The sequence below is a fragment of the Desulfosporosinus sp. BICA1-9 genome (assembly GCF_000802135.1).
Window position 1 is genome coordinate 15,643 of sequence record NZ_JUEE01000168.1, and the last position, 24,076, is coordinate 39,718.

The 24,076-nt window shown below is 44.5% G+C and carries 19 protein-coding genes, 7 tRNA genes and 1 other annotated feature; all 26 genes read right to left on the reverse strand.

Annotated features, from left to right (window positions below; translation table 11 throughout):
- Positions 1-70 precede the first annotated feature (70 nt).
- The 26 genes from JL57_RS21010 to JL57_RS21135 all read right to left on the reverse strand — a co-directional run bounded on the left by JL57_RS21010 (position 71) and on the right by JL57_RS21135 (position 24,051).
- Positions 71-2,635, reverse strand: a complete 2,565-nt coding sequence (locus JL57_RS21010; RefSeq protein WP_291300376.1) for a pyruvate formate lyase family protein — start codon at positions 2,633-2,635, stop codon at positions 71-73.
- A 23-nt stretch (positions 2,636-2,658) separates the two neighbouring features.
- Positions 2,659-2,841, reverse strand: coding sequence for a benzylsuccinate synthase gamma subunit family protein (locus tag JL57_RS21015; RefSeq protein WP_034143936.1), 183 nt, complete (start codon positions 2,839-2,841; stop codon positions 2,659-2,661).
- 633 nt (positions 2,842-3,474) lie between these two features.
- Entirely contained in the window at positions 3,475-3,597 is a 123-nt protein-coding gene (locus JL57_RS35130; protein WP_291300377.1) for a hypothetical protein, read from the reverse strand.
- 158 nt (positions 3,598-3,755) lie between these two features.
- Positions 3,756-4,082, reverse strand: coding sequence for a Druantia anti-phage system protein DruA (locus JL57_RS21020; RefSeq protein ID WP_034143905.1), 327 nt, complete (start codon positions 4,080-4,082; stop codon positions 3,756-3,758).
- A 182-nt stretch (positions 4,083-4,264) separates the two neighbouring features.
- Complete coding sequence (gene thrS / locus JL57_RS21025; protein WP_034143906.1) at positions 4,265-6,199, reverse strand: threonine--tRNA ligase; 1,935 nt, start codon at positions 6,197-6,199, stop codon at positions 4,265-4,267.
- Positions 6,200-6,250: 51 nt separating this feature from the next.
- Positions 6,251-6,474, reverse strand: a binding site (T-box leader).
- 46 nt (positions 6,475-6,520) lie between these two features.
- On the reverse strand, positions 6,521-7,393 hold the full coding sequence (locus tag JL57_RS21030) for a putative sporulation protein YtxC (protein ID WP_034143907.1): 873 nt from the start codon (positions 7,391-7,393) through the stop codon (positions 6,521-6,523).
- Between the two features lie 323 nt (positions 7,394-7,716).
- Positions 7,717-8,571, reverse strand: a complete 855-nt coding sequence (speE, locus tag JL57_RS21035) for a polyamine aminopropyltransferase (protein WP_034143908.1) — start codon at positions 8,569-8,571, stop codon at positions 7,717-7,719.
- Between the two features lie 3 nt (positions 8,572-8,574).
- Entirely contained in the window at positions 8,575-10,026 is a 1,452-nt protein-coding gene (locus tag JL57_RS21040) for an aminotransferase class I/II-fold pyridoxal phosphate-dependent enzyme (protein ID WP_034143909.1), read from the reverse strand.
- A gap of 290 nt (positions 10,027-10,316) precedes the next feature.
- Positions 10,317-10,393: transfer RNA gene (locus JL57_RS21045), tRNA-Val, on the reverse strand.
- Between the two features lie 4 nt (positions 10,394-10,397).
- Positions 10,398-10,484: transfer RNA gene (locus JL57_RS21050), tRNA-Leu, on the reverse strand.
- An 8-nt stretch (positions 10,485-10,492) separates the two neighbouring features.
- Positions 10,493-10,567 (reverse strand) — tRNA-Cys (locus JL57_RS21055).
- 14 nt (positions 10,568-10,581) lie between these two features.
- Positions 10,582-10,656, reverse strand: a tRNA-Gly gene (locus JL57_RS21060).
- Between the two features lies 1 nt (position 10,657).
- Positions 10,658-10,733, reverse strand: a tRNA-Phe gene (locus JL57_RS21065).
- Positions 10,734-10,884: 151 nt separating this feature from the next.
- A tRNA-Asp gene (locus JL57_RS21070) sits at positions 10,885-10,960 on the reverse strand.
- A gap of 118 nt (positions 10,961-11,078) precedes the next feature.
- Positions 11,079-11,154, reverse strand: a tRNA-Val gene (locus JL57_RS21075).
- 66 nt (positions 11,155-11,220) lie between these two features.
- Positions 11,221-12,501, reverse strand: a complete 1,281-nt coding sequence (locus JL57_RS21080) for a glycosyltransferase family 2 protein (protein ID WP_034143910.1) — start codon at positions 12,499-12,501, stop codon at positions 11,221-11,223.
- 1,270 nt (positions 12,502-13,771) lie between these two features.
- The gene (locus JL57_RS21090) at positions 13,772-14,602 is read right to left on the reverse strand and encodes a methyl-accepting chemotaxis protein (protein ID WP_034143912.1); all 831 of its coding nucleotides are present in this window, start codon (positions 14,600-14,602) and stop codon (positions 13,772-13,774) included.
- A 259-nt stretch (positions 14,603-14,861) separates the two neighbouring features.
- Complete coding sequence (gene larC / locus JL57_RS21095; protein ID WP_034143913.1) at positions 14,862-16,088, reverse strand: nickel pincer cofactor biosynthesis protein LarC; 1,227 nt, start codon at positions 16,086-16,088, stop codon at positions 14,862-14,864.
- Positions 16,085-16,846, reverse strand: a complete 762-nt coding sequence (gene larB, locus JL57_RS21100; protein WP_034143914.1) for a nickel pincer cofactor biosynthesis protein LarB — start codon at positions 16,844-16,846, stop codon at positions 16,085-16,087. The genes larC and larB overlap by 4 nt, the downstream gene beginning before the upstream one ends.
- Positions 16,843-17,667, reverse strand: a complete 825-nt coding sequence (larE, locus tag JL57_RS21105) for an ATP-dependent sacrificial sulfur transferase LarE (protein ID WP_034143915.1) — start codon at positions 17,665-17,667, stop codon at positions 16,843-16,845. The genes larB and larE overlap by 4 nt, the downstream gene beginning before the upstream one ends.
- 389 nt (positions 17,668-18,056) lie before the next feature.
- Positions 18,057-18,623 (reverse strand): UbiX family flavin prenyltransferase, encoded by a 567-nt coding sequence (locus tag JL57_RS21110; protein ID WP_034143916.1) that lies wholly within the window; start codon positions 18,621-18,623, stop codon positions 18,057-18,059.
- A 67-nt stretch (positions 18,624-18,690) separates the two neighbouring features.
- Entirely contained in the window at positions 18,691-20,034 is a 1,344-nt protein-coding gene (locus JL57_RS21115; RefSeq protein WP_034143917.1) for a UbiD family decarboxylase, read from the reverse strand.
- A 73-nt stretch (positions 20,035-20,107) separates the two neighbouring features.
- The gene (locus JL57_RS21120; RefSeq protein ID WP_034143918.1) at positions 20,108-21,541 is read right to left on the reverse strand and encodes a hypothetical protein; all 1,434 of its coding nucleotides are present in this window, start codon (positions 21,539-21,541) and stop codon (positions 20,108-20,110) included.
- Positions 21,541-22,161, reverse strand: coding sequence for a 4Fe-4S binding protein (locus tag JL57_RS21125; RefSeq protein ID WP_034143919.1), 621 nt, complete (start codon positions 22,159-22,161; stop codon positions 21,541-21,543). The genes JL57_RS21120 and JL57_RS21125 overlap by 1 nt, the downstream gene beginning before the upstream one ends.
- 13 nt (positions 22,162-22,174) lie before the next feature.
- Positions 22,175-23,179: a 4-hydroxy-2-oxovalerate aldolase gene (gene dmpG / locus JL57_RS21130; RefSeq protein WP_034143920.1), complete on the reverse strand. Its 1,005-nt coding sequence runs from the start codon at positions 23,177-23,179 to the stop codon at positions 22,175-22,177.
- Positions 23,176-24,051 carry an acetaldehyde dehydrogenase (acetylating) gene (locus JL57_RS21135; RefSeq protein ID WP_034143921.1) on the reverse strand — a complete coding sequence of 292 codons (876 nt, stop codon included), beginning with the start codon at positions 24,049-24,051 and terminating at the stop codon, positions 23,176-23,178. Before JL57_RS21135 ends, dmpG begins: the two co-directional genes overlap by 4 nt.
- Between the last annotated feature and the right edge of the window lie 25 nt (positions 24,052-24,076).

Here is a 24,076-nt window from a genome sequence, read left to right on the forward strand (position 1 = left end):
TTCATTAAGAATTATTTGATAGATGGGATGAAGAATCAATTCCCCATCCCATCTTTTTCTTCTGCCAGGCTTATCCCAATTCCTGCGCGTTACGACCGATAATCGCATCTTGACCCATCTGGGACAAAGAGATAAACCGAGCACTGTAGCCAGCAATTCTGACGATCAAATGTTCCCATTTTTCCGGTTCCTTCTGAGCGGCACGCATATCCTCAGTTCGTACGACATTGAATTGCACATGGTCAATACCCAAATCATGCCAAGTCTTCATGTAGGCACTCCAGACATCAAAGCCCTTTTCGGACTCCCTCATCAGCTCCACCGGTAAACGTTGATTGAGCTGAATGCCTTTTAACCTAGTGTTGGGAAGTTTGCTGACACTTTTCAAGACTGCGGTTGGACCTTTTTTATCAAGGCCCATATAGGGGGAGCATCCGCCATCATGCGTCGGTTCTCCATGTCGGCGGCCAAACGGCTCTGCCCCAATCAAGGAACCTAAGGTAACAAACGCGGACACAGATTGCGGCACCAGTTGGGCTCCTTTTTCCCCCCCAACCATTTTAGCGTCCTGAAAAACATCACAGGACATATTCATAAACCAAGTGGCAATTTCATCGACATAATCATCATCATTGCCATATTTTGGGGCAGATAAAAATTCCAGCCTCATGTCCTCATATCCCTGCCAGTTAGCCTTAAGCGCCTCAAGCAACTGGGCCATCGTGTATTTCTTTTGGTCAAAAACCCAGTACTTAATAGCCGCTAGGTCATCAGCAATCCCCAACGGTCCGGGATAATAATCAGCCCAAGTGTTCGAGTAGGGCTTGTGCCGGGCAAAAGCTCCCACTCCCTCTTCAACATTCCAGTCATCCATCATGGCCAGGAACGGGCTTTCCAATCTCTTGCCTTCTGCGTAGCTGGTTATTTCCTTATTCATAAACATCAGATGGGAATTATGTTTGACCTGGGTTTCCACTGCTTTCAACAATTCTTCCCACGTAAACTTGCTGGCATCCCCTGTATGCGCCCCCACCTGCCGATGGCTGAACCAAGCATCAAAGCCATCGCTTAAAGCCATATTCCCTGGGGCAGGACCAACTATCCCCCCACCACCCTCGTTTCTGGAGTGCTGAGTCGATTTTCGACCTGTTACCCCGGGTGCCATGCACAGAACCAAGGCCCAGCGCGCCGCCACCTCAGGCGGCCAGCCGTGATGCTCAATACTGTGCCTTGTATTTTTCTCATGATTTTTGATCGATGGGAAACCATAACCCTGAGAGATACACTCAAAGACCAGTCGTCTCGTTTTCTCATTAATCTTCGGGGAATACTTAAAGGCGACCGAGGGCTCATTGGTATGAATATTCAAAGTTGCCTCGAGTATAGCGTCCGTAAGGTCAGTACACATGTCCTTGCCGTTCTCGTCCAACCCACCAAGGGTCAGAATGTGCAGGTCGTTAATTCCAGGGTGGATAAGCCGCATCCATCTCCCTTTGGTCACTCCACGCTCACATACTTTGAGCCGCTCACATTCAATCAGTTCGATCGCCTCATCGCGCGTCATCGGCTGCGCTGTTTTATCGATAACACTTGCCTTGTAATAAGGCCACAACAGATCATCCTCTAACTGAGCATAGCCGGAACAAAAACGCTCCATATTTTGGACGACCTCAAAGCAAAACCATTTGGACTGCATAGCGTCTTTAAAGCCCCGAGCCGGCTTGGCGGGAACATTGTAGCAAATTTCTGCGATTTCCAGCAATTCTTTCTTTCTTTGCTGCGCTCCGACCACACTATCACTCAAGTCAAACTCTTCGGCAATAGTCTTCGCCAGCCGGCTGTATCTTCTTGCCCAGCCAATAACCGCCTTGGCAGCAATAATCATCGCCGTCCAGTTGTCAATCTTTTCGAAAAGGGGGATGTTCTCCTCCCCTCTCCAAGGGTATTCCTTTAATTTATCCCTAACCTTTCTGAGGTTTTTCTCGCACCACTCAATCCTCTTTTCCAACCCGTCTTCAAGGACGGTCTGATAGGGTGGAACGGTACTCGTATAAAAATGGGTCCACACCGGAGGCTCACTAATTACTCCTGTGCTAAGCTTGGCAATGTCTTCCGGTTCCATATACCTTTCGCACATAGCTGAAAGCGACCATTGCTTCCAGTACTCAACCATTTCCACACCCTCATCATAGAGTTCCGGGGGGGTAAGCGAATCATCCTCCAGATAATCGAACATATTCGCAGCCCCACCCTCCGGATAAAGCTCCAGCTTATCCGGACGCTCATTGTGGATCCCAACGATGCTTTCCTCATCCTGAATATAGATGCTGCAGTTTTTAAGATAATGCTCCAGACATTTCGCTCTGAGAATTACCGGCACTTCACCGGCGTTTGCTTTATGTGCCTCGGTATATAAACGGGCCCGTTCCAGAGAAATCTTGATTTCTTCCCTCACATACTCCCCCCCGGCAGTATGTGCCCAGCGGCAGCGCTTGTAAAGATGCTTTGTCCTTGGCACGCTTCCTGGCCCTTCTTTAAGCTTTTTATCCCATAAAGCCTTCCCTAAGGGCTGACCTTTTTTTGCTTCCAGTTTCAGTTCCTGCTTTATTTCTGCCAACAATGTAGCATTCGCCATCGCTTGTTTCCCCCCTCAAATTTTTATTTTGACTGATCTCTTAGTCCGGGTTTAAATTCGGCACAATTTGACTTTTCCTTCACTTTCGCAGTATGCCAATATTTACCTTTATTATCTCGCATTGTCTTAACACAGTCTCCAGTCCCTCGCTCGTGATCCCACTCAGTGTCTGGGATAGGATGAAAACATTCACATTCTTTACACATCGCCACTTGTTAATTGCCCCCTTTCAAAATACTCTTAATTCACTTTGTTATACTTTTCGTTTCTCCGCGATTGCCCGATTTCGCTTACCGTCACCTCCTTGTATCATCGCCCGTACGCTCTCGAATTCTGCCACAGACATATCTAATTATTTTTATAATTATGAAAATTCTGCACTCAGCCTCTTCCAATTGCAAATTCTATGCCAATTTGCCCGTAGCCCAATATTAAGGGGTTGCCAAAAGTGCACTACAATAGGGCACTCGTTGCGAAGAATAATTGTCCTATCATAAAACACTTTGCTTTAAACATGCTTTAAACAATGTATCTGGAGCTTTATTCTTAAAAACTGTCCCTGAATGAGACATAATCAGGGTAAAACTCCTTAAGTCCACTCACCGACCAATCCTGCTGCAATCCTGTCTTCTTACCTAGCAAATATAGTTTTTCCGCCTGCCTGAAATAGTTCAGGGCAGAGTTAAACTCACCTTTTACATTCAAAATAAGTTACTACTCAGCTATTCCCAAACGACTCAAACTCTGTGCTACTGTTGTATTCTGACCACTTTAAAGCTACTTCTAATAATAAGGTCTGTATCACAAATAAGGGGATACCTTCCGGCATCCCCTCCAATTTAATCTGAATATTTTTCGTCTTCCGGTGTCTCGTAGCCACACTTTCTATTGGCTATGGCCCGTTTCTCAGGGTACACCTCTGGTCCTACAAACTTGAATTCTTTGGCTTCTAACTCCTTCATCCAACGGCGAGACGCCCACTTCTATAAGTGGGCGTTCCCCCGTTCTCCACTTCAGGTGGGGTAAACTCCCCACCTGAAGCCCCGATGTTCAGCTTTAGCTGAACAAGTTTACTCTGAGTGCTTGCTCTTGGGCTCGTTTCTCTTGTCGCATTTCTGCTCTAATCATCTGGATTCACCGTTTTGCAGGGCTTAATCCCTTTAAGGCAGTCTTTAAAGTCTTTTTGGAGGGGATACATATAGATAGCCTTACGAGATAGAGCATACTCATTTTTTCGATCCATCCGACCCCGACCTTGAGTTTCACCCAGATAGGTCCAGTTCGAGGCTTTATAACCAGCGGGTGTCGTCCATCCTAAAAATTCACAGACGGTTGACGCTAGTTCCTTCCTCGATAGTTGTGGATATCTTTTTCTTGTCCATTGGATAAGCTCTATCTCTTCAGATGTGAAATTTCTGCCATAGTAGATCATGATAATCTTGTCCATGGGAGCCCCACCTACCTATTCAAGACTATCATAACAGGTCTGTTTGTAGGAGTTCAGGGGCGTCTTGAGAAAAAATACTTTAAAATAACTTTACATCCCTGCTGTTAAGCGGAATGTAAAGTTATGCTTCCCAAGCCCTTGAACCGCCTTATTTCAGGACATTGCACTCAGCTTAATCTGACTTAATCTTCTTTAAGGTAAGCCTTCAGGATTTTCTTACTCTTAATTTCTTCCTGAATAAGCATTATAAATGCATCGATCGACATTTTTTCTCCAGAATTACCTTGACCATACCTTCGAACAGCAGCCATATTGGACTCAGCTTCCTGGTCCCCGACAACTAACGTATACGGAATCTTTTCCGTTTGAGCCTCTCGTATCTTATAGCTGATCTTTTCTTTGCGATCATCCGTTTCCACCCGGATATCCAGTTCATTGAGACGGGAAGCTAGGGATTTGGCATATTCATGGTGCCGCTCACTGATCGGCAGAATTCGAACCTGAGTCGGTGTCAGCCAGACAGGAAAGGCCCCTGCATAATGCTCTGTCAGAAGTGCAATAAAGCGTTCGATACTTCCATACACCACCCGGTGAATCATGACTGGGCGATGCTTTTGACCGTCTTCACCGATATAGGATAAGTCAAACTTCTCCGGCATTTGAAAATCAAGTTGAATCGTTCCACACTGCCAGGTCCGATCGAGGCAATCCTTGACATGAAAATCGATTTTAGGTCCATAGAAGGCTCCATCACCCGGATTAATCTTGTATTCAATTCCCTTATCTTCTAAGGCATCTTGAAGGGCCTTGGTGGCGGTTTCCCAATCCTCATCTGAGCCCATGGAATCCTCAGGCCGGGTCGACAATTCCACTTTATACTCAAAACCAAACACTTTATAGAAATAGTCAACGAGTTCTATAACCCCAATGAGTTCTTCATTGATTTGAGAAGGGAGCATGAAAATATGCGCATCATCCTGAGTAAAGTTTCGAACGCGTAGTAAGCCGTGGAGTGCACCCGAAAGTTCATGGCGGTGTACAAGTCCCAGTTCCCCGACACGAAGCGGGAGGTCACGATAACTGCGCATTTTTGTCTTATACATGATCATGCCACCTGGACAGTTCATGGGTTTTACGCAAAAATCCTGGTCGTCAATTTCTGTGAAATACATATTTTCCTTATAATGATTCCAATGACCGGATTGTTCCCACATCGAACGATTCAGAATAATTGGGGTCTTAATCTCCTGGTACCCGCGTCGACGGTGTTCCTGCCGCCAAAAATCCTCCAGCGCATTGCGTAAGATCATGCCTTTAGGATGGAAAAATGGAAAACCGGGGCCCTCTTCGTGTAGGCTAAAGAGATCGAGCTCCAGACCGAGCTTACGATGGTCACGTCGCTTAGCTTCTTCCAACTTGAACAAGTGGTCTTCCAGATCTGCTGGTTTAGCAAAGACGGTTCCATAGATCCTCTGCAGCATTTTATTCTTTTCGCTTCCGCGCCAATAAGCACCCGCTAAGCTCATCAGCTTAAAGGCCTTAATATTGGCCGTGGAGGGAAGATGGGGCCCTGCACAAAGGTCAGTGAAGTTCCCTTGAGTGTACATTGAAATCGTCGCATCCTCAGGAAGGCCCTCAATGAGTTCAACCTTATATTTCTCTCCCAATGCACCAAAGTGAGAAAGTGCCTCAGCTCGGGTGACTTCTCTCCGTTGGAAAGAATGCTTTTCCTTGATAAGACGGTTCATTTCCTTCTCTATACTTACCAGATCCTCGGGAGTAAACACATGTTCAGAGTCAAAGTCATAGTAATACCCCTTGGCAATCGAAGGTCCAATTCCAAATTTTGTCCCTGGAAAAAGATTTCCTACGGCCTCGGCCATTAAATGGGCTGTGGAATGCCTTAAAACATCTAACCCTTCGTCACTATCTATGGTTATGATCTCCACCGCCGCATCTTCCGTCAGTGGATAGGAAAGGTCCTTCGTCTTATCATTGACTTTCCCGGCTACCGCAACTTTCGCCAGTCCCCGAGAGATAGAAGACGCGAGTTCCACTATTGTCGTTCCTGGTTCAACCTCGCGAATTGAGCCGTCTTTTAAGGTGACCTTAAGCATTGATTTCACTCCTTAGTAAATTATTCTTAAAAATAAAAAACTCTCGTCCCTGACAGGGACGAGAGTTCTACTCCCGTGGTTCCACCCAATTGAAAGGTTTGATATCGCACCTCTCACTCGATTTCCCTTAACGCGGGGTACGGCAGAGCTTACTAAAGTTCAGCCCCACACTCAAGGGTGGTTTTCTCCTGTGCGTCCGTGAGGAAAGCTTACAGCCTAGGCATTCCATCTCTTACACGGTAGTTTCAGGATACTCTCCCTTTCAACGATTTTGACTAGATTTAAGGAATGACTTATTATAACAAGCCAATCTCATTTTTGTCAAAACTTTTCACATAGGGAACAACCTTTACAATCACAGACTCGATCTCCAAAAACACTCCGGATTGTTTGCAAGGTATCTTTGTAACCATCATAACGTATGTGCAGCGTAATTTGACGAGGTGCAACGACTATTAAGGCACTGACCAATAAATCTTCATACCCTAGCTCATGAATATTGTCAAGCTGATAGTCTTCAAGGAACTGATGGGTTACTTGAACTCCTTCATTGTTATAGAGATGAAATTTACCTTTTGGTGTCATTCCCACATGTAAAAATTCCAGACGAGGTCTTTGACTTTCTACGAAGTGCTTTAACAGCTGGATAAATTCTAAATACTCTTTTTCAATAACGTACTCATCAATAGCGTATTCCACTGCTTTGGATACTTCGTTTTTATACTCTTGTGCACGAAACCGTAAAAAACCCTCTATGTCAAAAACTGCGCTCTGATCTAAGCAACTTAAAATTTGGGTAACTAGGATGGTTTTACGGTTCACTCGATAACCACGAACTTGCCCTAGTCCTTGATTCAAATAGTCCACAGCTTTGTTGAGTATTATTTGCCAATTGGTTTCTTTTAAGTATTGCTTTTTTTTAAGTATTTGAACGATGTGGTCTCTTTCCCAATGCTGCAAAATCGTTTCTGCCAAGGCATTCGCTAAATAATAACGATGGATTTTTTGTACCATTCCCTCATTTTCAGTTTCATCCAACGAATTCTCTTGGAACTGACACTTAATGATCCAGCGTTTTCCCTGCTTATGTTCCACGATTTGAAAGGGGAGTTTTTCACGGTCGCGCAGTTCGCGTAAACTTGCACAGATACTCTCCCGGTAGTATTGCGTCCCTAATTGCACGGAATGTTCCACTGGCACCCCTCCATAGTAATGTATATGACCTTTTCTAAGGCATATTTCGGTTCGGCCAATCTATCAGCACTTTTTATTTTTGAAATACTTGGCACATTCCTTAATATTTCCAGAAACGCAATCTTTCATTCTTTTGTAATATCCACTCAACAACAAGCAAAGGGGTACCTTCTGGCACCCCTTTGCTTGTACTTTCTCCACTTAGCACAAAAGCCTCCCTGTTAAGGGAGACTTTCAGCTAATATATCATATATTTATTATTTACATTCTACATTTAGAAGCACAGACAGTCACCAAACCTTTTCACGACAATACCAATACTATCATTCCCCTGCATTTACCAGTAAATCTAATACGTAGTTAGGCAGAGCAAAGCTTCCTCTATGAATTTCAGTGTTATAATATTTTGTTTTCAGTCCAAGACTGTTCCAAGCCTGGGCGTCAAGATCTGTCAGTGGATCATAAGTTTTAGAGGCAAAACCAAACAGCCAGTGACCTGACGGGTAGGTCGGAATGTGCGCCTGATAAACCCTACAAACCGGGAAATAGTCCTGAATACGCTTGTGGGCTCTTTGCATGGACTTAGCATACTCATTATAATAGGGGCTTTCATGCTGGTTGACCAGGATGCCATCCTCTTTTAAAGCCTTAGAGCAGTTGCCGTAAAACTCTTTTGTAAACAGCCCTTCCCCTGGTCCAAAGGGATCGGTCGAATCAACGATAATTAAATCATACTCGTTTGCTTTGGAGCGAACAAATTTTAGTCCATCTTCAAAATACAAGTTTACTCTTGGGTCATCTAACTTGCAGGCGGTCTGGGGCAAATATTCTCTGCACACATCCACAACCATTTTATCGATTTCCACCATGTCAATATTTTCAATAGTACTATAGCGCGTCAGTTCTCTTACTGTTCCGCCATCGCCTGCGCCGATCACCAAGACATTCTTGATCTTAGGGTTGGTTGCCATAGGCACATGAACAATCATATCATGATAAATAAATTCGTCCTTTTCAGTAACCATCATCAAACCGTCCAGGGTAAAAAAAGTGCCAAATTCTTTAGAGATAAAGACGTCGATTCTTTGGAACTCGCTCTGACCTGTATATAGGGGCTTATCCACTTTGATGGAAAAACGAACGTTGTCTGTGTGCGGTTCTGTATACCATAATTCCATTGTTTATTCCTCCACTACTCTGATGTTTTCAATGTCCATATCCTCTGTTCCTGTGAGGAAACAGCCTTTGGCCTTGGCGTAGGCGATATAGTCAATGATTTCTTCAGTTATCCGTTCTCCTGGCGCTAAAATAGGAATACCTGGCGGGTAAGCCATAACAAACTCTCCACTTATACATCCTGTGCTGGCTTCGATAGACACTGAACGCTGATCGGTATAGAAGGCTCGCTGGGGAGCCATCACTACCTCTGGATTAATATATTCATGATCAAGCATTCCCGTTTTGTCCCTCATATATATTCTTCTTATTTCAGACAAAGAAGATACAAGACGTTCCAAGGCCAAGGCACGATCCCCAACGGAAATGATAGCTAAAATATTACCGATATCCCCAAATTCGATCTGAATTCCGTAATCATCACGAAGAATGTCATAAACCTCAATTCCTGCCAGGCCAATTTCTCGGGTATGGATAGAAAGTTTAGTTTGATCAAAATCAAACACCGAATTTCCATTAATAAGTTCTGTGGAAAAAGCATAGTATCCACCAATTTTATTGATCTCGTCTCGTGCATAGTTGGCAAGAGAAGAGGCTTTTGCGAAAATACTTTTACCATCTAGAGCTAGGTTGCGTCTCGAAATATCTAGAGAAGAAAGCAGCAGATATGAGCCGCTAGTGGTTTGGGTCAAGTTAATCGTTTGCCGCACATGACCTGTGCTAAGGCGAGCATTTTTTAACAAAAATGAGCTTTGAGTCAACGACCCACCTGTTTTATGCATGCTGACTGCAGACATATCGGCTCCTGCTGCCATTGCGCTAATCGGCATATCCGCTCCGAAGTAGAAATGGGTTCCATGCGCCTCATCCGCCAGAACATACATATTATGACGATGAGCAAGCTCAGTAATGGCCTTCAAGTCGGAACAAATACCGTAATAAGTAGGATTATTGACAAAGATTGCTTTGGCATCTGGATTTTTTTCGATGGCTCTTTTTACCTCGTCAATGGACATGCCTAATGGAATCCCTAACTCATTATTGACCCCGGGATTCACGTAAACAGGAATTGCGCCACTGATGATAAGGGCATTAATGGCACTTCTGTGAACATTACGTGGCATTATAATTTTGTCACCCTGTTTGCATACGCTCATTATCATCGCCTGAACAGCTGATGTAGTTCCATTGACCATAAAAAAGGCGTGATGTGCGCCAAAAGCATCTGCAGCCAGTTCTTCAGCTTCTTTGATTACGGAGACGGGATGGGCGAGATTATCTAACGGTTTCATAGAATTGACATCGACAGAAAGGCATTTCTCCCCCAAAAATTCTGTCAGCTCGGGGTTTCCTTTGCCTTGCTTATGTCCGGGCACATCAAACGGTACTACCCGCATGGATTTATATTTTAGCAGTGCTTCGTAAATTGGCGCCTTGCCTTGCCAAAGTGAATGCATAAGAACCACCCCTTCCATTACCACAAATCAAAGTCATTCTTTCCACTATATATTTCGATCATCTCCTAGCAGAGATCATCTATTAGTGCATTTCTCGAGAGTTTAGAGATTTCTATGTTTAGACACTTACTTTAGAAATTAACTAAAAACAACATAGTTAGTATATTAGACAATCGCAAAAATATCAACGAAATGGATCGCAACGGCTAAACGTCTCTTTTAACATGTAATCAGTATAACCTTTAGAGTATGAAAAAAGCTTCTCCGAAGAGAAGCTTCACGATTTCCGTTGGTGGGTTTGAGAGGACTCGAACCTCCGACCCCCGCGATGTCAACGCGGTACTCTAACCAGCTGAGCTACAAACCCATATTGGTGCCGATGACCGGAATCGAACCGGTACGGATGTTACTCCGCGGGATTTTAAGTCCCGTGCGTCTGCCAGTTACGCCACATCGGCAAATTGATTGGAGGCGGCACTCAGATTTGAACTGAGGAATAGAGGTTTTGCAGACCTCTGCCTTACCACTTGGCTATGCCGCCGAGGGAAATATTAGTGGAGCGGGTGACGAGATTCGGACTCGCGACTTTCACCTTGGCAAGGTGACACTCTACCACTGAGTTACACCCGCATGGTGCCTCAGGACGGAATCGAACCGCCGACACGAGGATTTTCAGTCCTCTGCTCTACCGACTGAGCTACCGAGGCATAATCGAGGTACGATGTTCGAAATTTGATATTCGAACTCCAGTATTCCTCTCTGGATTCTTTGTTCTCAGATTCGCCATTTTAAAGTTTTCTCTGTGAAGTTCTACCTTCACCTTTCGAACCTCGAATCACGATCTTCGAATAGCGATTTTGGCGACCCCGATCGGACTTGAACCGACGATCTCCTGCGTGACAGGCAGGCATGTTAACCACTACACCACGGGGCCATGATCGAGGTTCGATGTACGATGTTCGAAGTACGACACCGTTCTCTTACCTTTATAGTCCAAGCTTAAGCTCCACGGTTCTTTCGAACCTCGAGCCTCAAACTTCGAACATCGAGTTTGGTGGGCGATGACGGGCTCGAACCGCCGACATCCTGCTTGTAAGGCAGGCGCTCTACCAACTGAGCTAATCACCCGAGACTGACGATTATCAGTATACACAAAAACTGGCGTTGTGTCAAAGACTTTTTTATAACCATTCATTAAGACGACGATACTTTTTTTTGTTTTTCAATAACTTCTTCTATACTTATAGAGCGAGTGTGTTTAGTGTGAGACCATTGCTTGTCTTTACGATTGACAAATCCTAAAAAGACGATGGGAATCCAACTATAAATAAAGACTGGGTATAGAATAAGCCCCACATAGGCACGCCATGGTAAACGATCAAGCGCCAACGCTGCAATTGGGTATAAGTATTGGAAAGCGGATAAAATCTGCCATCCCGTCCAAGGCATTACTAAGGTAAACACTTGAGTATACTGATTCTGAAATACACTTATAAGGTTGGTAAGCATAAAGAAAGTTGCTATCATAACCAGTGCTGGTTGGAAAAGGTGAATAGCAGCATCTATATACATGAATTTTTGTTCTCGTACGCCCTTGATAATGAGAGGAAAAAAATAACGTCCAGCTACATCAACTTGTCCTTGTGCCCATCGTTTCCTTTGATACCAAGATTGCATAAACGTTAATGGCTTTTCATCATAAACCACTGCGTCATGCGCCCAAGTTGTCCTAATGCCGTGAGATAGCGCTTTCATGCTAAATTCTAAATCCTCGGTTAGGGAAGTCGCCCCCCAACCGAATTCCTTAAGAACACCCATGGAAATACACATGCCTGTCCCTCCCAAAACGTTCGAGAGCCGACCTGTATTATACCTTGCGAGCTGGAGCAAACGATTCGTTACCCAGAATGCAATAGAGAAGGTATTGGTAACCCAGGTATCAAATGGGTTTTTGGAATCAAGATAGCATTGGACAATTTTATGGCCTTGGCAAAGCTTACTATTCATCTCAAAGAGGAAATTTTCTTTGACAAGATTGTCTGCATCGAAAATGACAATCGCGTCGTATTGACGCTCTAGTTTAAATAAACGATGGAACATCCATTCTAAGGCATAACCCTTACCACGTTTCTCAGTATTAAATCTACGATGGACAATTGCTCCAGAATTCCGAGCAATTAAGGCTGTTTTATCCGTACAGTTATCAGCTACCACAAAGATATCATATAGTTTTTTGGGATAATCAAGTTGGAGTAAATTCTCCACTAAAGGTCCAATGACAGCTTCCTCGTTATGTGCAGCCACAACTATAGCAAAGCTCTTCTCTGGCTTAAGTATCTTCTCCTCTTGTTTCCTGTACAAACCAAACATAGAAAGGATAAAGTAATAGAAGGTTAAAAAAATGATAATAATTTGTATAGGAACCATAATGACATTAAATACTTGCGTACCTGTAATGCCAGACAATAAATCCACGAACTCAGCCCCTTTCTAACGCATTAAATTTTAACATAGGTATGAACCCTATGCAAGAATTATAAAGCGACAATATATACAGTTTGTCCATTATTTACTTTATATTGGATCTTTATTAAGCTTAGAACTAAAATACCATTTACCAAAGAAGTTTTTTATAAGCCATATGGGAGGTGTTTTTGACCAATGTCGAGTTTTATATTTCCGACACTACAATAATAATCATAATATGTATCATAAACATAATACTAATATTATGTTTATGATACATATTTACTCTCGCTGGCTGTTCCAGTACGTTCAATTAGATCAGCTATGTATCCAGAATCTGTATATGTACTAGTGTCGCTCGGAAATCTTATGGAGAAAAAAGATTATGAGTGAAGCGCTAAAAATTATAAATAGAAAGCTGGCTTTTATTCCAAAGCTAATCGAGTACCAATAGATCTCTCCGACTCTCGATCCGTTAACCCATGGAACTAATGACCTAAAGATACGAGCAAACCCGCTTCCTATTACAATAAACAATAATAGAGCTGATATGATTACTAGCATGCCCATAACACCTGTTGGAGTATCCAGTTTCCAGCGACGCACAAAATTACGTTTCATCCACTGAAATTCAACAAATAGACTCCTAGTCCATTTATTCCACATCTTCCTCACCTCATACCCATATTATGAAAAAGTTCAGAAAGAGACACAACGATCAAGAAAAAAGTATAAAAACCCTTATACTTGGTTAAAATCGTGTGCAAGGGGGTGGTATCTATGCCAATACAGGCACCTGATGGAAAGTTTGTCCATTGTTCTTTTTGTAACCAGAAGTTCCGCTTCGAATATGAAGCCAGTAAACATGAAAAAGAAAACCATGCTAATCAATAGTAATTAGATGAGAGGACAGGTTCTTGTGTCTAAATCTATAAATAATCGATAATCAAGTCCACGATGCTAACTATCCTAATATTTTCCAGCATTCGTTCGTGAGGACGGGATTTAAAAGCTAGGGGGTAGCCAAAGGGACGCCCTGTTTGCCTTCAAAACAATATGTTTACTACACAAAGAGACTACCTTAACGTGGTAGTCTCTTTGCTTCTTACCTGGCGATACGATAGTCACGATAGTCTCCGGTGGAGATTATCGCCGAGCCACCTACCCAAAAGAAACACTTCGTGGCGAAGGAAAGACTATCGCCACATGGCGACTCATAACGGCATTCGGTATCGCCTCAGCTTTTTTCAGACGGATTCATCTATCACTGCGCAGACTTTTAGATTGTTTTGCTAACATCGTATAAACCCATAGCACTATTTACTACTTCAGCCATAGCTGATTCTATGTCATGTGTTATCTGCGCCTGGTTCTGAGTAGTCGCAACATTTTGGCTGATCTGATTCTCTACATTATTGATGCTCTTCTGGCTACTTAGTATTGCCTGCCTAATGTTCTTCACTGCATCAACACTTTTCTGAGATAGCTTTTTCACTTCTTCAGCCACCACTGCGAACCCGCGCCCATGTTCACCAGCCCTGGCCGCCTCTATCGCTGCATTAAGCGCTAACAAATTGGTCTGTGAAGCAATGTTTTTAACAAGCTCGTTCATTTCTTCGATAATTTTTAGTCCATCTATTAATGCTTTAATAGCACTCTCTAAATCTGACATGGATTCCACACTCTTGTCCGCGTACACTGTCATTTCTTGCAAGGATGCAGCAATTTCCTCCGAACTGGCGGAGAGATTGTCCGCAATTTCGATGATCAATTCCGGCTTCTCTCTGCTTCTCGCTACCGCAATACAGCCAATAACTTTGCCATCTTCAATAGCAGGGAGAGCAATCGTTCGAAATGTAAACCCATACACCTCTTTCGGAACGAGTTTATCCACCGGTTTGCCTGTCACCACACATTGCTTACCACCGCTGCCCTCCACCAGTCTGTCACCTATTTTTGCCTTGTAGGTCACAAAACTTTTTGTGGTATACATCGAATCAAAGTTTTGCGTATTTGTCGTAAACAATACGGCATCTTCTCCTAAAAGGTAAGGAATGACTTCCTCCAAGGTTTTAAATGCTTCCAGTTGCGCTCTGGTGACATGATACATCAAGATTACGTCGCCTCCCTAAAGTAATAATGGTCTCGGCATTCGCCGAGTCAGATGGCACAAGGCTTTGCTTGAACCATTGATATTAATCTCCTCCCACCTTTTTGCTAGGAGGATTTCATTCTTTGGTCTCCAATAGGAAATTGACGAACTAAACTATTCTGGCGGAATCTTCGTCATCGTCAACGATGACTGGCCCCTGGTTGCGAAGCTTTGGATAACCGATCTGTCAGATGTGCTTTACCACAAACGTTGTTTGCTAGCTATGATCCTTTTGTTCTAATTGTTGGTAAGCTGCGTATTTGATAATATCGTAAATTTCTTTAAGCGGTATCTGTTGCTCTTCTGCTAATTTACGGCAATCCTCATATTCTGGAGCCACATTACGCAGGCTATCCTGATAACGGGCAACTTTCACCTTAGCTTGACCTAGCCTGGTCTGCACCGTCTTTATTTCATAAGGAAGCATATACTTGGTCACAGGGTAAACCCTAACCCCGATGGACGTTGTCTCGGAAAATATTTGCTGATAGAATGTTTCTAATTGATGGGTATGAATCAATAAACTTAATACTATGGCTGGGCGATTTTTTTTCATTTGGATTTTTCGCAAGAAAACATCCATCGCTCCAGCTTTAAGGAATTTGTTAATCAGGTAATCAAAAAACTCCGGGTTCATGTCATCTATATTGGCTTCCATCATCAGGGCTTCTCCTTGGTGGACATCACCCTTGCCGCCGTAACGAATATGCCCGTCGTGACTAACCTGATCCAGTTTCTCACCAATGGTTAAACGCAGCAAGTTTGGAATGACTAAATCATGTTCACCTGCCCCATAACCGATATTATTAACCCGCATCGGCGGCATACTGCCGAAATTTTGACAATATGCGGTAATAATTGCCGCTCCAGTTGGAGTAACTAATTCTTTTTCTACATCCCGGGAGTAAATGGGAACCCCTTGCAATAGTTCCAGAGTCGCTGGTGCTGGAACTGGCATTATCCCGTGGGCACATTTAGTAAAGCCTGTTCCGGTATGCACTGGTGAGGCATATACTTCCTCAATCCCCAGCCGCCACAAACCAATAACTGAACCAACGATATCAATGATGGCATCCATCGCTCCGACTTCATGAAAGTGAATACGGTCGATAGATGTTTGATGTACTTTTGCTTCGGCTTCAGCCAACCGAGTAAAAACCTGGATACTTTTTTCTTTAACAACGTCCGGCAGCGTACTATTACTAATTATTTCTTGAACATGCCGCAGATGCCGGTGTACATGGCCTTCTTCCGTTAAAACGTGTACCTTGGTCCCACTGATGCCTTGTTTAATCACTTTCTCCATTTGTAATTGATAACCACTTAAAGGAAGTTTGGCTAAATCTGATCGCAGTTGATCCCAGTCTAAACCGGCATCAACTAAAGCCCCTAAGGTCATATCTCCGCTTATCCCGGCAAAACAATGAAAGTAGGCGATTCTCATGCCCCAGCCTCCCCTAATTTATTGATTAAACTAGCCTGATAACCTGCACCGAAACCATTATCGATATTGACCACACTCACACCACTGGCACAACTATTCAACATAGCCAGCAAAGCGGCTAACCCGCCGAAACTGGCACCATAACCAACACTGGTGGGCACGGCAATCACCGGTTTGTCCACCAACCCTCCAACTACACTGACCAAGGCTCCTTCCATTCCAGCAACTACGATTATGACCCGTGCGGCCAAAAGCTTATCCGTTTGGCTTAATAAACGATGAATACCGGCTACCCCGGTGTCATAAAGCCGTTCCACCCGGTTCCCCATCACTTCAGCGGTAATAGCCGCTTCTTCTGCTACCGGTATGTCTGAGGTTCCCGCACTCACCACTAAGATGTGTCCTCGTCTTTCCTGTTTACCTCGTCGTATCACGATTAAGCGAGCAAGATCATAATACTCAGAGTCAGGAATTCGTGCGGCAACTGCTTTATAAACATCATAATTAGCCCTAGTGGCTAGAATGTTATTATCTGCCCTTTCAGCCAACTTTTCGACGATGGTAACGATCTGTTCAGTTGTTTTGCCTGCACTATAGATAACTTCGGGAAATCCCTGCCTGAGCTGGCGATGATGGTCGATTTTGGCAAAACCTAAATCTTCAAAGGGCAAATCTTTCAATTTTTCTAATCCTGTATCAACGCTAATTTCGTTATGCTTGATTCCTATGAGTAATTCACGTAGGCTTTTTTCGTTCATACTTTTTTGTCCTCTTCAGATAAAATTTCATTCATACTCCCCGTCCGGTAACCTTGCAGGTCCATGGTAACATAAATAAAACCACAAGCTTTAAGCTCTTCCACGACTTGGTCTACTTTTTCTACCATAAGCAAGAATTGATCTCGGCTGATCTCGATCCGGGCAATTTCACCATGGTGACGTAATCGAAACTGTTGAAAACCCAAGGAACGCAACAACATTTCTCCTCGATCTACTTGATTCAACTTTTCTTTCGTTATTCTAGAGCTATACGGAAAACGGGAACTAAGACAAGCAAAGGAAGGTTTATTCCAGGTAGATAAACCCATTTCCTTGGAAAAACAACGAATTTCCTCTTTTGTGATGCCTGCTTCTTTCAGTGGACTGCGTACGCCCAATTCTTTTGCTGCTTTCATTCCCGGTCTGTGGTCATTTAAGTCATCAAAGTTAGAACCATCAAGAACGTAATTTATTCCCTCATCCTTGGCGACTACTAACAATTTGGAGAATAGTTCATTTTTACAGAAATAACACCGGTTAGGCGGATTATCTGCAAAACCTTCAATCTCCAATTCTTCCGAAACGATTAGTTTATGTCTAGCCCCGAATTCGCGCGCCAGCTTTTGAGCTTCTGCCTGCTCCTGAGCAGGATATGTTGAGGAAGTAGCTGTGACTGCTAAGGCTTTGTCGCCTAGTACTTCTACCGCAACTTTAAGCAGAAAAGTACTGTCAACTCCACCTGAAAAAGCAATAACGACACTTTTCATATCTCTTAAATTTTTACGCAGTGTTTTCAACTTTTCCCTATTGACTAATTCCACAAGTTACCCTCCTTTATTTCCACGATAAAAGTATTTGAAACTTAGATAACGCGTGATACCAAATAATAGATTTCTCAGAACCGCCCCAACTGCCATTTCCATTCCCGCCCAACAATGAACAGCATGTCCAGGTTGGTTAGCACCCCCGTTACTTTACCATTACTTTTACCCGCCGTTACCTTTACCTAACCCAATTGCTGTATATTCTCGGCGCAAAACAACTCGCCTAATTTGACAAGTCGTAAGTCCAATTATGGTCTTGTTTAGGAAGTAGCGGGCGACAGTCGCCGCCCGCTAACATTTACCATAGATACTTTACTTAAAGGGACTGGAATACTGCCAGTCCCACGACTCCAAGGCGTTCTAAAAAGGCGCCCTGTAATTACTTTTTATGTTAAGACGCCTTCCCAACGCTTGTACAGAGTGTGTTCTATGCCCAACTGATCTAGTACGCGCCCGACAACATGCCTTACTAAATCGTCCATACTCTGGGGATGATGATAGAAACCTGGGGATGCAGGCAAAATAATGCCCCCAGCCCGAGCAAGCCGTAACATGTTCTCCAAGTGAATGATATTATAAGGCATCTCGCGCGGGACTACTACCAGCGGTCGCCTCTCTTTTAACATCACTTGGGCAGCCCGGGCAAGCAGATTATCCCCTATACCGTTGGCTAGTAAACCTAAAGTATTCATTGAACATGGAATAACCACCATTCCATCATTACGAAATGAACCACTAGCTAACGATGAAAAGAGGTCGTCTATGGCGTGAACATGAATTCCTGAAGAAAAGGCCTTTATCTCCACCCCACATTCATATGCCAGTACTTTCTCGCCTATCTGGGTTAAAATGACCTCCACATCCCAACCCATTGCGGCCAATGTTTCTATGAGGGTGTAGGCATAGATAGAGCCGCTTGCACCTGTAATTCCTACAACTATACGTTTCGTCACACTCTACCCCTCCTTAATGATTATTTCCCACCCAGTCTACTATCCACAATCCTTTTGGCGAATTTCTTTAGGAACAATAATCTTCGAGCTTAATTTTGTCTTCCCCTGGAATACGAATTCGCTCAAAGCGTCCTACTGGAGCATCTGAAGGCACGGTCGCATCAATACCCATTTTATCGCTTATCCCATCATCAGAAGAAGGATCCAGTTTATTGCCTAATGCCCTTTCAACGATAAAGACATCACGTCCGGCCTGACAACGAGTAGCTACAGCCCACTCCACATCTTCAGGATTGAAAATATCCACATCTTTGTCCACCACTACTACATGCTTAATTTCCTGACTACTGCCAAAAGCAGCAAACATCGCATTTTTGGCCTCACCCTCATTTTGTTTGTCGATAGAAATAGCCAGATGATAGCGGCAAGTACCTCCAGGAGTAAGGTGAACACTTCTGGTATTCGGCACTGCGTTTCTAATTATTTGTATCAAGCCTCCTTCTCGAGGAACTGATCCCAGAAGCAAGTGTTCCTTGGTTGCCGGTACAATGGTCTGGAAGATAGGGTCCATTCGAGAAGTCATTGCCGTCAGTTCAATAACCGGTTTCGGCGAAGCTGGGCCATAATATTTGGGATATTCGCCAAAAGGACCTTCCATTTCTCGGACAGCGGGCAGGAGATAGCCTTCTAAAACTATTTCAGCCTGGGCAGGTACTTCGAGGTCAACAGTCTCCCCTTTCACTAACTCTAGGGGTTGTCCATATAGAGCACTGGCAATAGTATACTCATCATAACCAGGCGATGTCAAAGCCTGGGAAGCTAACAATAATATGGGATCCAAACCAATAGCTATCGCTACTTCCAGGGGTTTTCCTTCTGCTTCAGCCATCCTGTGAAAATGGGAGAGATGACGGGGCAAGATCAAGATTCCCAAGCGATTAGGACCTAAAACATGGAGCCTGTGGATCGAGAGATTACTTACGCCAGTCTTTGGATCCTTGGCGATTAGCACTCCTGCGGTAATATATGGCCCGCCGTCTTTTTCGTGATGGACGGGAATTGGTAATGTGCCCAGGTCAACATCATGGGTAACCCTTTCCTTTACTGGCGCAGCCCCGGCTTCCACTATGGTGCATTCCATAGGATTGGCTTGAGCCCAGGCAAAATGCTCAGCCACCCTATCGACAGATACTCCCATGGCCCGTGCCAGGAGTTCCCTGCTGCCACCGATACCTGTTACCACGGGTACTTGCGAATCACCCGGCTTATCAAACTGTACCGCAAAGCGTCCATCCGCTTTTTTACCCACAGCTGCCAGTTCGTAAGAAAGATTCACTTTTTTATCAACATGTTTTAACATACCATCAGTATTCAAAACCTGTAACCACTGTCTTAAAGATCTAGCTCTCATTTGTCACCATCCTATTTATTATTAAGCTTCCACTTTTTTACTGGTTATACTAGAAATGAAAAGAACAGCATCTCTATTTAGGGCGTACTAATTCAATTCCTCTCTGCCGCAGCCATTTCGGCAATAAGATTTCATCGACTTTAGCGCTGACAGCGGGAGCTTTCTGCAACAGTTCCTCGGCCAAAGATTCGCTGACATTAATACCACCGACAGCCCCATCAAAAATAACGACCTTTCTCGTCCCTGTGGTCTTATAGGCAAATTCCATAGCCGACTCCGTGCTCTCAGCCACCATGGCATGGTCCATATAGGTAAGATTTTGCGGATCGCGATTAAAAAGTTCGGCTTGTTCCTGTCCGACAACAATCGTCGGAATGTGCTCACTAAAAAAAGCCGTCGGATAACCGGTCCAGGCATAATTTTGTACACACATTTTAATGGCCCGATTAACTGTGGGAATATCAGCAAGCAAAGGCCGACCCTGTTTACCGTAAAATGCCTCTGTATACCAGGTATAAGCTGGTAAAGGTAAGTCGAGATCATAAAGATCAGTGTTAGCGCCCACAACATTGGCATAGATGACACCCGCTGAGAAAACGTAAACGACTGGGCAAGGAAAATCTAAAGCACAAATATAGTCCTCAAGTTCTCCGAATAAGGTCATTATTTTGCCGTAATAACGTAAACCAGTTTGAGTTACCCTATCATTAAGGGCATACAGATCACTGTCGACATCCACCCCGATGATCCCGTTGGGTGCGACTGTAAGAAACGAAGCAAAGGCAAATTTACTTTGCACGAAGGTTGAATCGAAAATAGCGCGGGCCGTGAAGTTAGCCGCTCTCGGTCCGAGGTTTTGATGGTACGTAGAACGAGTCTCGATTCGGGCATAAGACATTCCGAAAGGCTTTACAGCCCGATCAACTTGGCGATGAAAATGAACCTCACGAACATCGCTGTTGTGAGCATGGATAATCCAGTCTGCATCGTAAACCTTTTTAAGTCCGAATAAGGTTCCTATCTCCGTCTCAATAGGAATCCCTTGATCAATCGGCGCTACCCCAATAGCTTTGCCATCGAAATAGACATCCAGGCCATGGCGTTTGATATACTCCTCCGTCTCGCGGAAGCGAAGTCCCACACCCGCCCGCAGGCGAACGTTGCGACAACCCGTGCGTGCCTCGACAACATCTTTAAGGGTCTTGAGCATTTCCGCATAGGGCTCACCACCCATTAGGGTAAAACCGTGATGGGAGGCAAGAATATTCACAGAGTGTTCTGGCTTAATTTTGCTCATATCGACGTTTTGCAAAGCGGCTTCAGCAGCTTGGCGAATCACTAACACTCCCGCATCACTGGGGAAAATCACTTCCGGAAGATCCGGGAAAAGATCGGTCAGCATGACCGAAGTCATTCCAGGCAGCTCACTGACACGGGTTTTAACTAAGTCTGGATCAATCCCATATTGGGATGAACGCGGCGGTACCGGCTTGATTGGAGGTCGCATTAAGATTCACTCCTTCCTTGCAGCGGGGCGGCAACTACTCGATCTAAAAGTTTGATGTCTTCATCAAAGTAAAATCCCCGGCTCGCATATTTTTGTTTTACTTCCTCTGAAATATCCCACACTGTCACTGTCTTACCATACCACTGCCATCCACCTTCTGGCGGTTGCGGTTCGACACCGGCTGCCTCGAGAAGACGTAACAAGGGTTGAATACATTCAACTTTACAGCCGGTACGAGCGCCCGTCAGTAAGGAAAGTTTTTCCGGAGAATCGGCCCCTAATATAATCGCAGCAGCAATTTCTTCCGCCCGAGTCGCTGTACAATAGCAAATCAACTGTTCGGGATGAAATTTAGCCTTCCGGCAGAGATCCTCAATCTTAGCATAATCTACACTACCGACATCAACCTTAACAACGACAGGTTGTTCCCTTTTTACCATATTTATCGCATAAACTGGGCAACGTTGCTCGCAAGCGTTACAACCGCGGCACATTTCACCGTCAACAATTGCTAACCGGTCCTCCATCTTGATGGCTAATACTGGACAAACCTTCACACACGTTTTACAGCCGATGCACTTCTCTTTGTCAATGACCGCCAGCAAATTTACGTTTTTCATGATACCCTCCTTTTTATTGTTTCGCCAACTGATACGCCACATCAACAATCATATCTTCCTGTCCGCCAACCATTCGTCTCTTGCCTAGTTCTGTCAAGATATCCCGGGGATCAAGGTTAAATCGTTCAGCCGCCCGGTAAGTGTGTAAGAGAAAACTTGAATACACACCGGCATAGCCCAGCATAAATGGGGCGTTGCGCACTACCTGCGGCCGGTGCATCATGGGCTCAACCAAATCTTCAGCAACATCCATGATTTTGTATAAATCCACGCCCGTCTGATAACCGACTTTATTCAAAACCCCCACGAGCGCTTCAATTTGGGTATTTCCCGCCCCGGCCCCCAAGCCTCGGCAAGTCCCATCCAGGAAGGTTGCCCCAACTTCCAAGGCTGCGAGGGAATTAGCTGTGGCCAAGGTCAAATTGTTGTGGGCGTGAAACCCGACGGGTATCCCAACTGCTTGGACTACAGCACCAACCCGGGCTCTAACATCGTCCGGCAGCATGGCCCCGGCCGAATCGGCCACATAGATGAAATCTGCGCCATACGACTCAAACAGTTTGGCCTGCTCAACGACTTTTTCCGGTGGAGCCATGTGGCTCATCATCAAGAAACCAAATGCCTGCATTCCCAGGCTCTTAGCCATCCGTATATGTTGCTCAGCAGTATCCGCCTCTGTCACATGGGTAGCAACCCGTACCGCCTTAGCTCCGCAAGCCTCAGCCCGTTTCAGATCCTCAATAGTGCCGATCCCGGGAATCAATAAAACAGTTAAAATTCCATTTTTGATGACCTCTGCTGCCGCTTTGATCAATTCCTCCTCATCCGTGGCAGACCTGCCATAATTAAACGAAGAGCCCGCTAAGCCGTCCCCGTGAGACACCTCGATATATTCAATTCCAGCCGCATCAAGTCCGCCGGCAACTGCCGCCACTTGTTCCACGCTGTACTGATGGCTTACTGCGTGACTGCCGTCTCGCAATGTTGTGTCCACCAGATGAATCTTACCCATGCTCATGCGATCACGTCCTTTCTAATTAATTTTTGGGCAAGCTTTTCCGCGAAGGATACGGCTGCCGAAGTGATGATATCAAGGTTTCCGGAATATTTGGGCAGAAAATCGCCGGCCCCTTCTACCTGAATGATGATGGTGACTTTGTGACCATCAATGATGGGCGGAACACGAAGTCTATAACCTGGCACGTATTTTTGAATCTCGTTCACCATCATTTGAACAGCGGCTGTAATAGCTTTTTCGTCAGGATTCTCCACTTCTACATAAATAGTGTTCGCCATCATCACAGGTGGTTCAGCAGGATTTAACACGATGATCGCCTTCCCTCGCTTGGCTCCCCCAACTTGTACCAAGGCCTTAGAGGTGGTTTCCGTAAATTCATCGATGTTTTGACGGGTTCCCGGACCAGCGCTTTTACTAGATAGACTGGCGACAATCTCCGCATAGGTAACGGAAGCTACCTTGTTAATGGCATAAACTATTGGAACCGTTGCCTGTCCTGCACACGTCACCATGTTAACATTAGGTTCATCCAGCAATTCTTCTAAATTAACACAGGGAACACAATAGGGCCCGATCGAGGCAGGTGTCAAATCAATCGCTATTTTACCCGCTTCCTTGAGTAGCGGAGCATGCCTAAGATGTGGCTTTGCCCCGGTTGCGTCAAAAACGATTTTAATATCCGGGTCTTGAAGCACTGCGTTAACCCCTTCAATCGAAGTGTTAATTCCCATTTTCCGAGCCCTTTGAATCCCTTCAGATTCCACAATACCAGTCAGCAGACCCATTTCCAGGTGCTGACTTTTGAGGATCTTAAACATCAAGTCGGTGCCAATATTTCCTGGTCCAATCACAGCTACCTTAATTTTATCCACCAATTACATCTCCCAATCGATATTT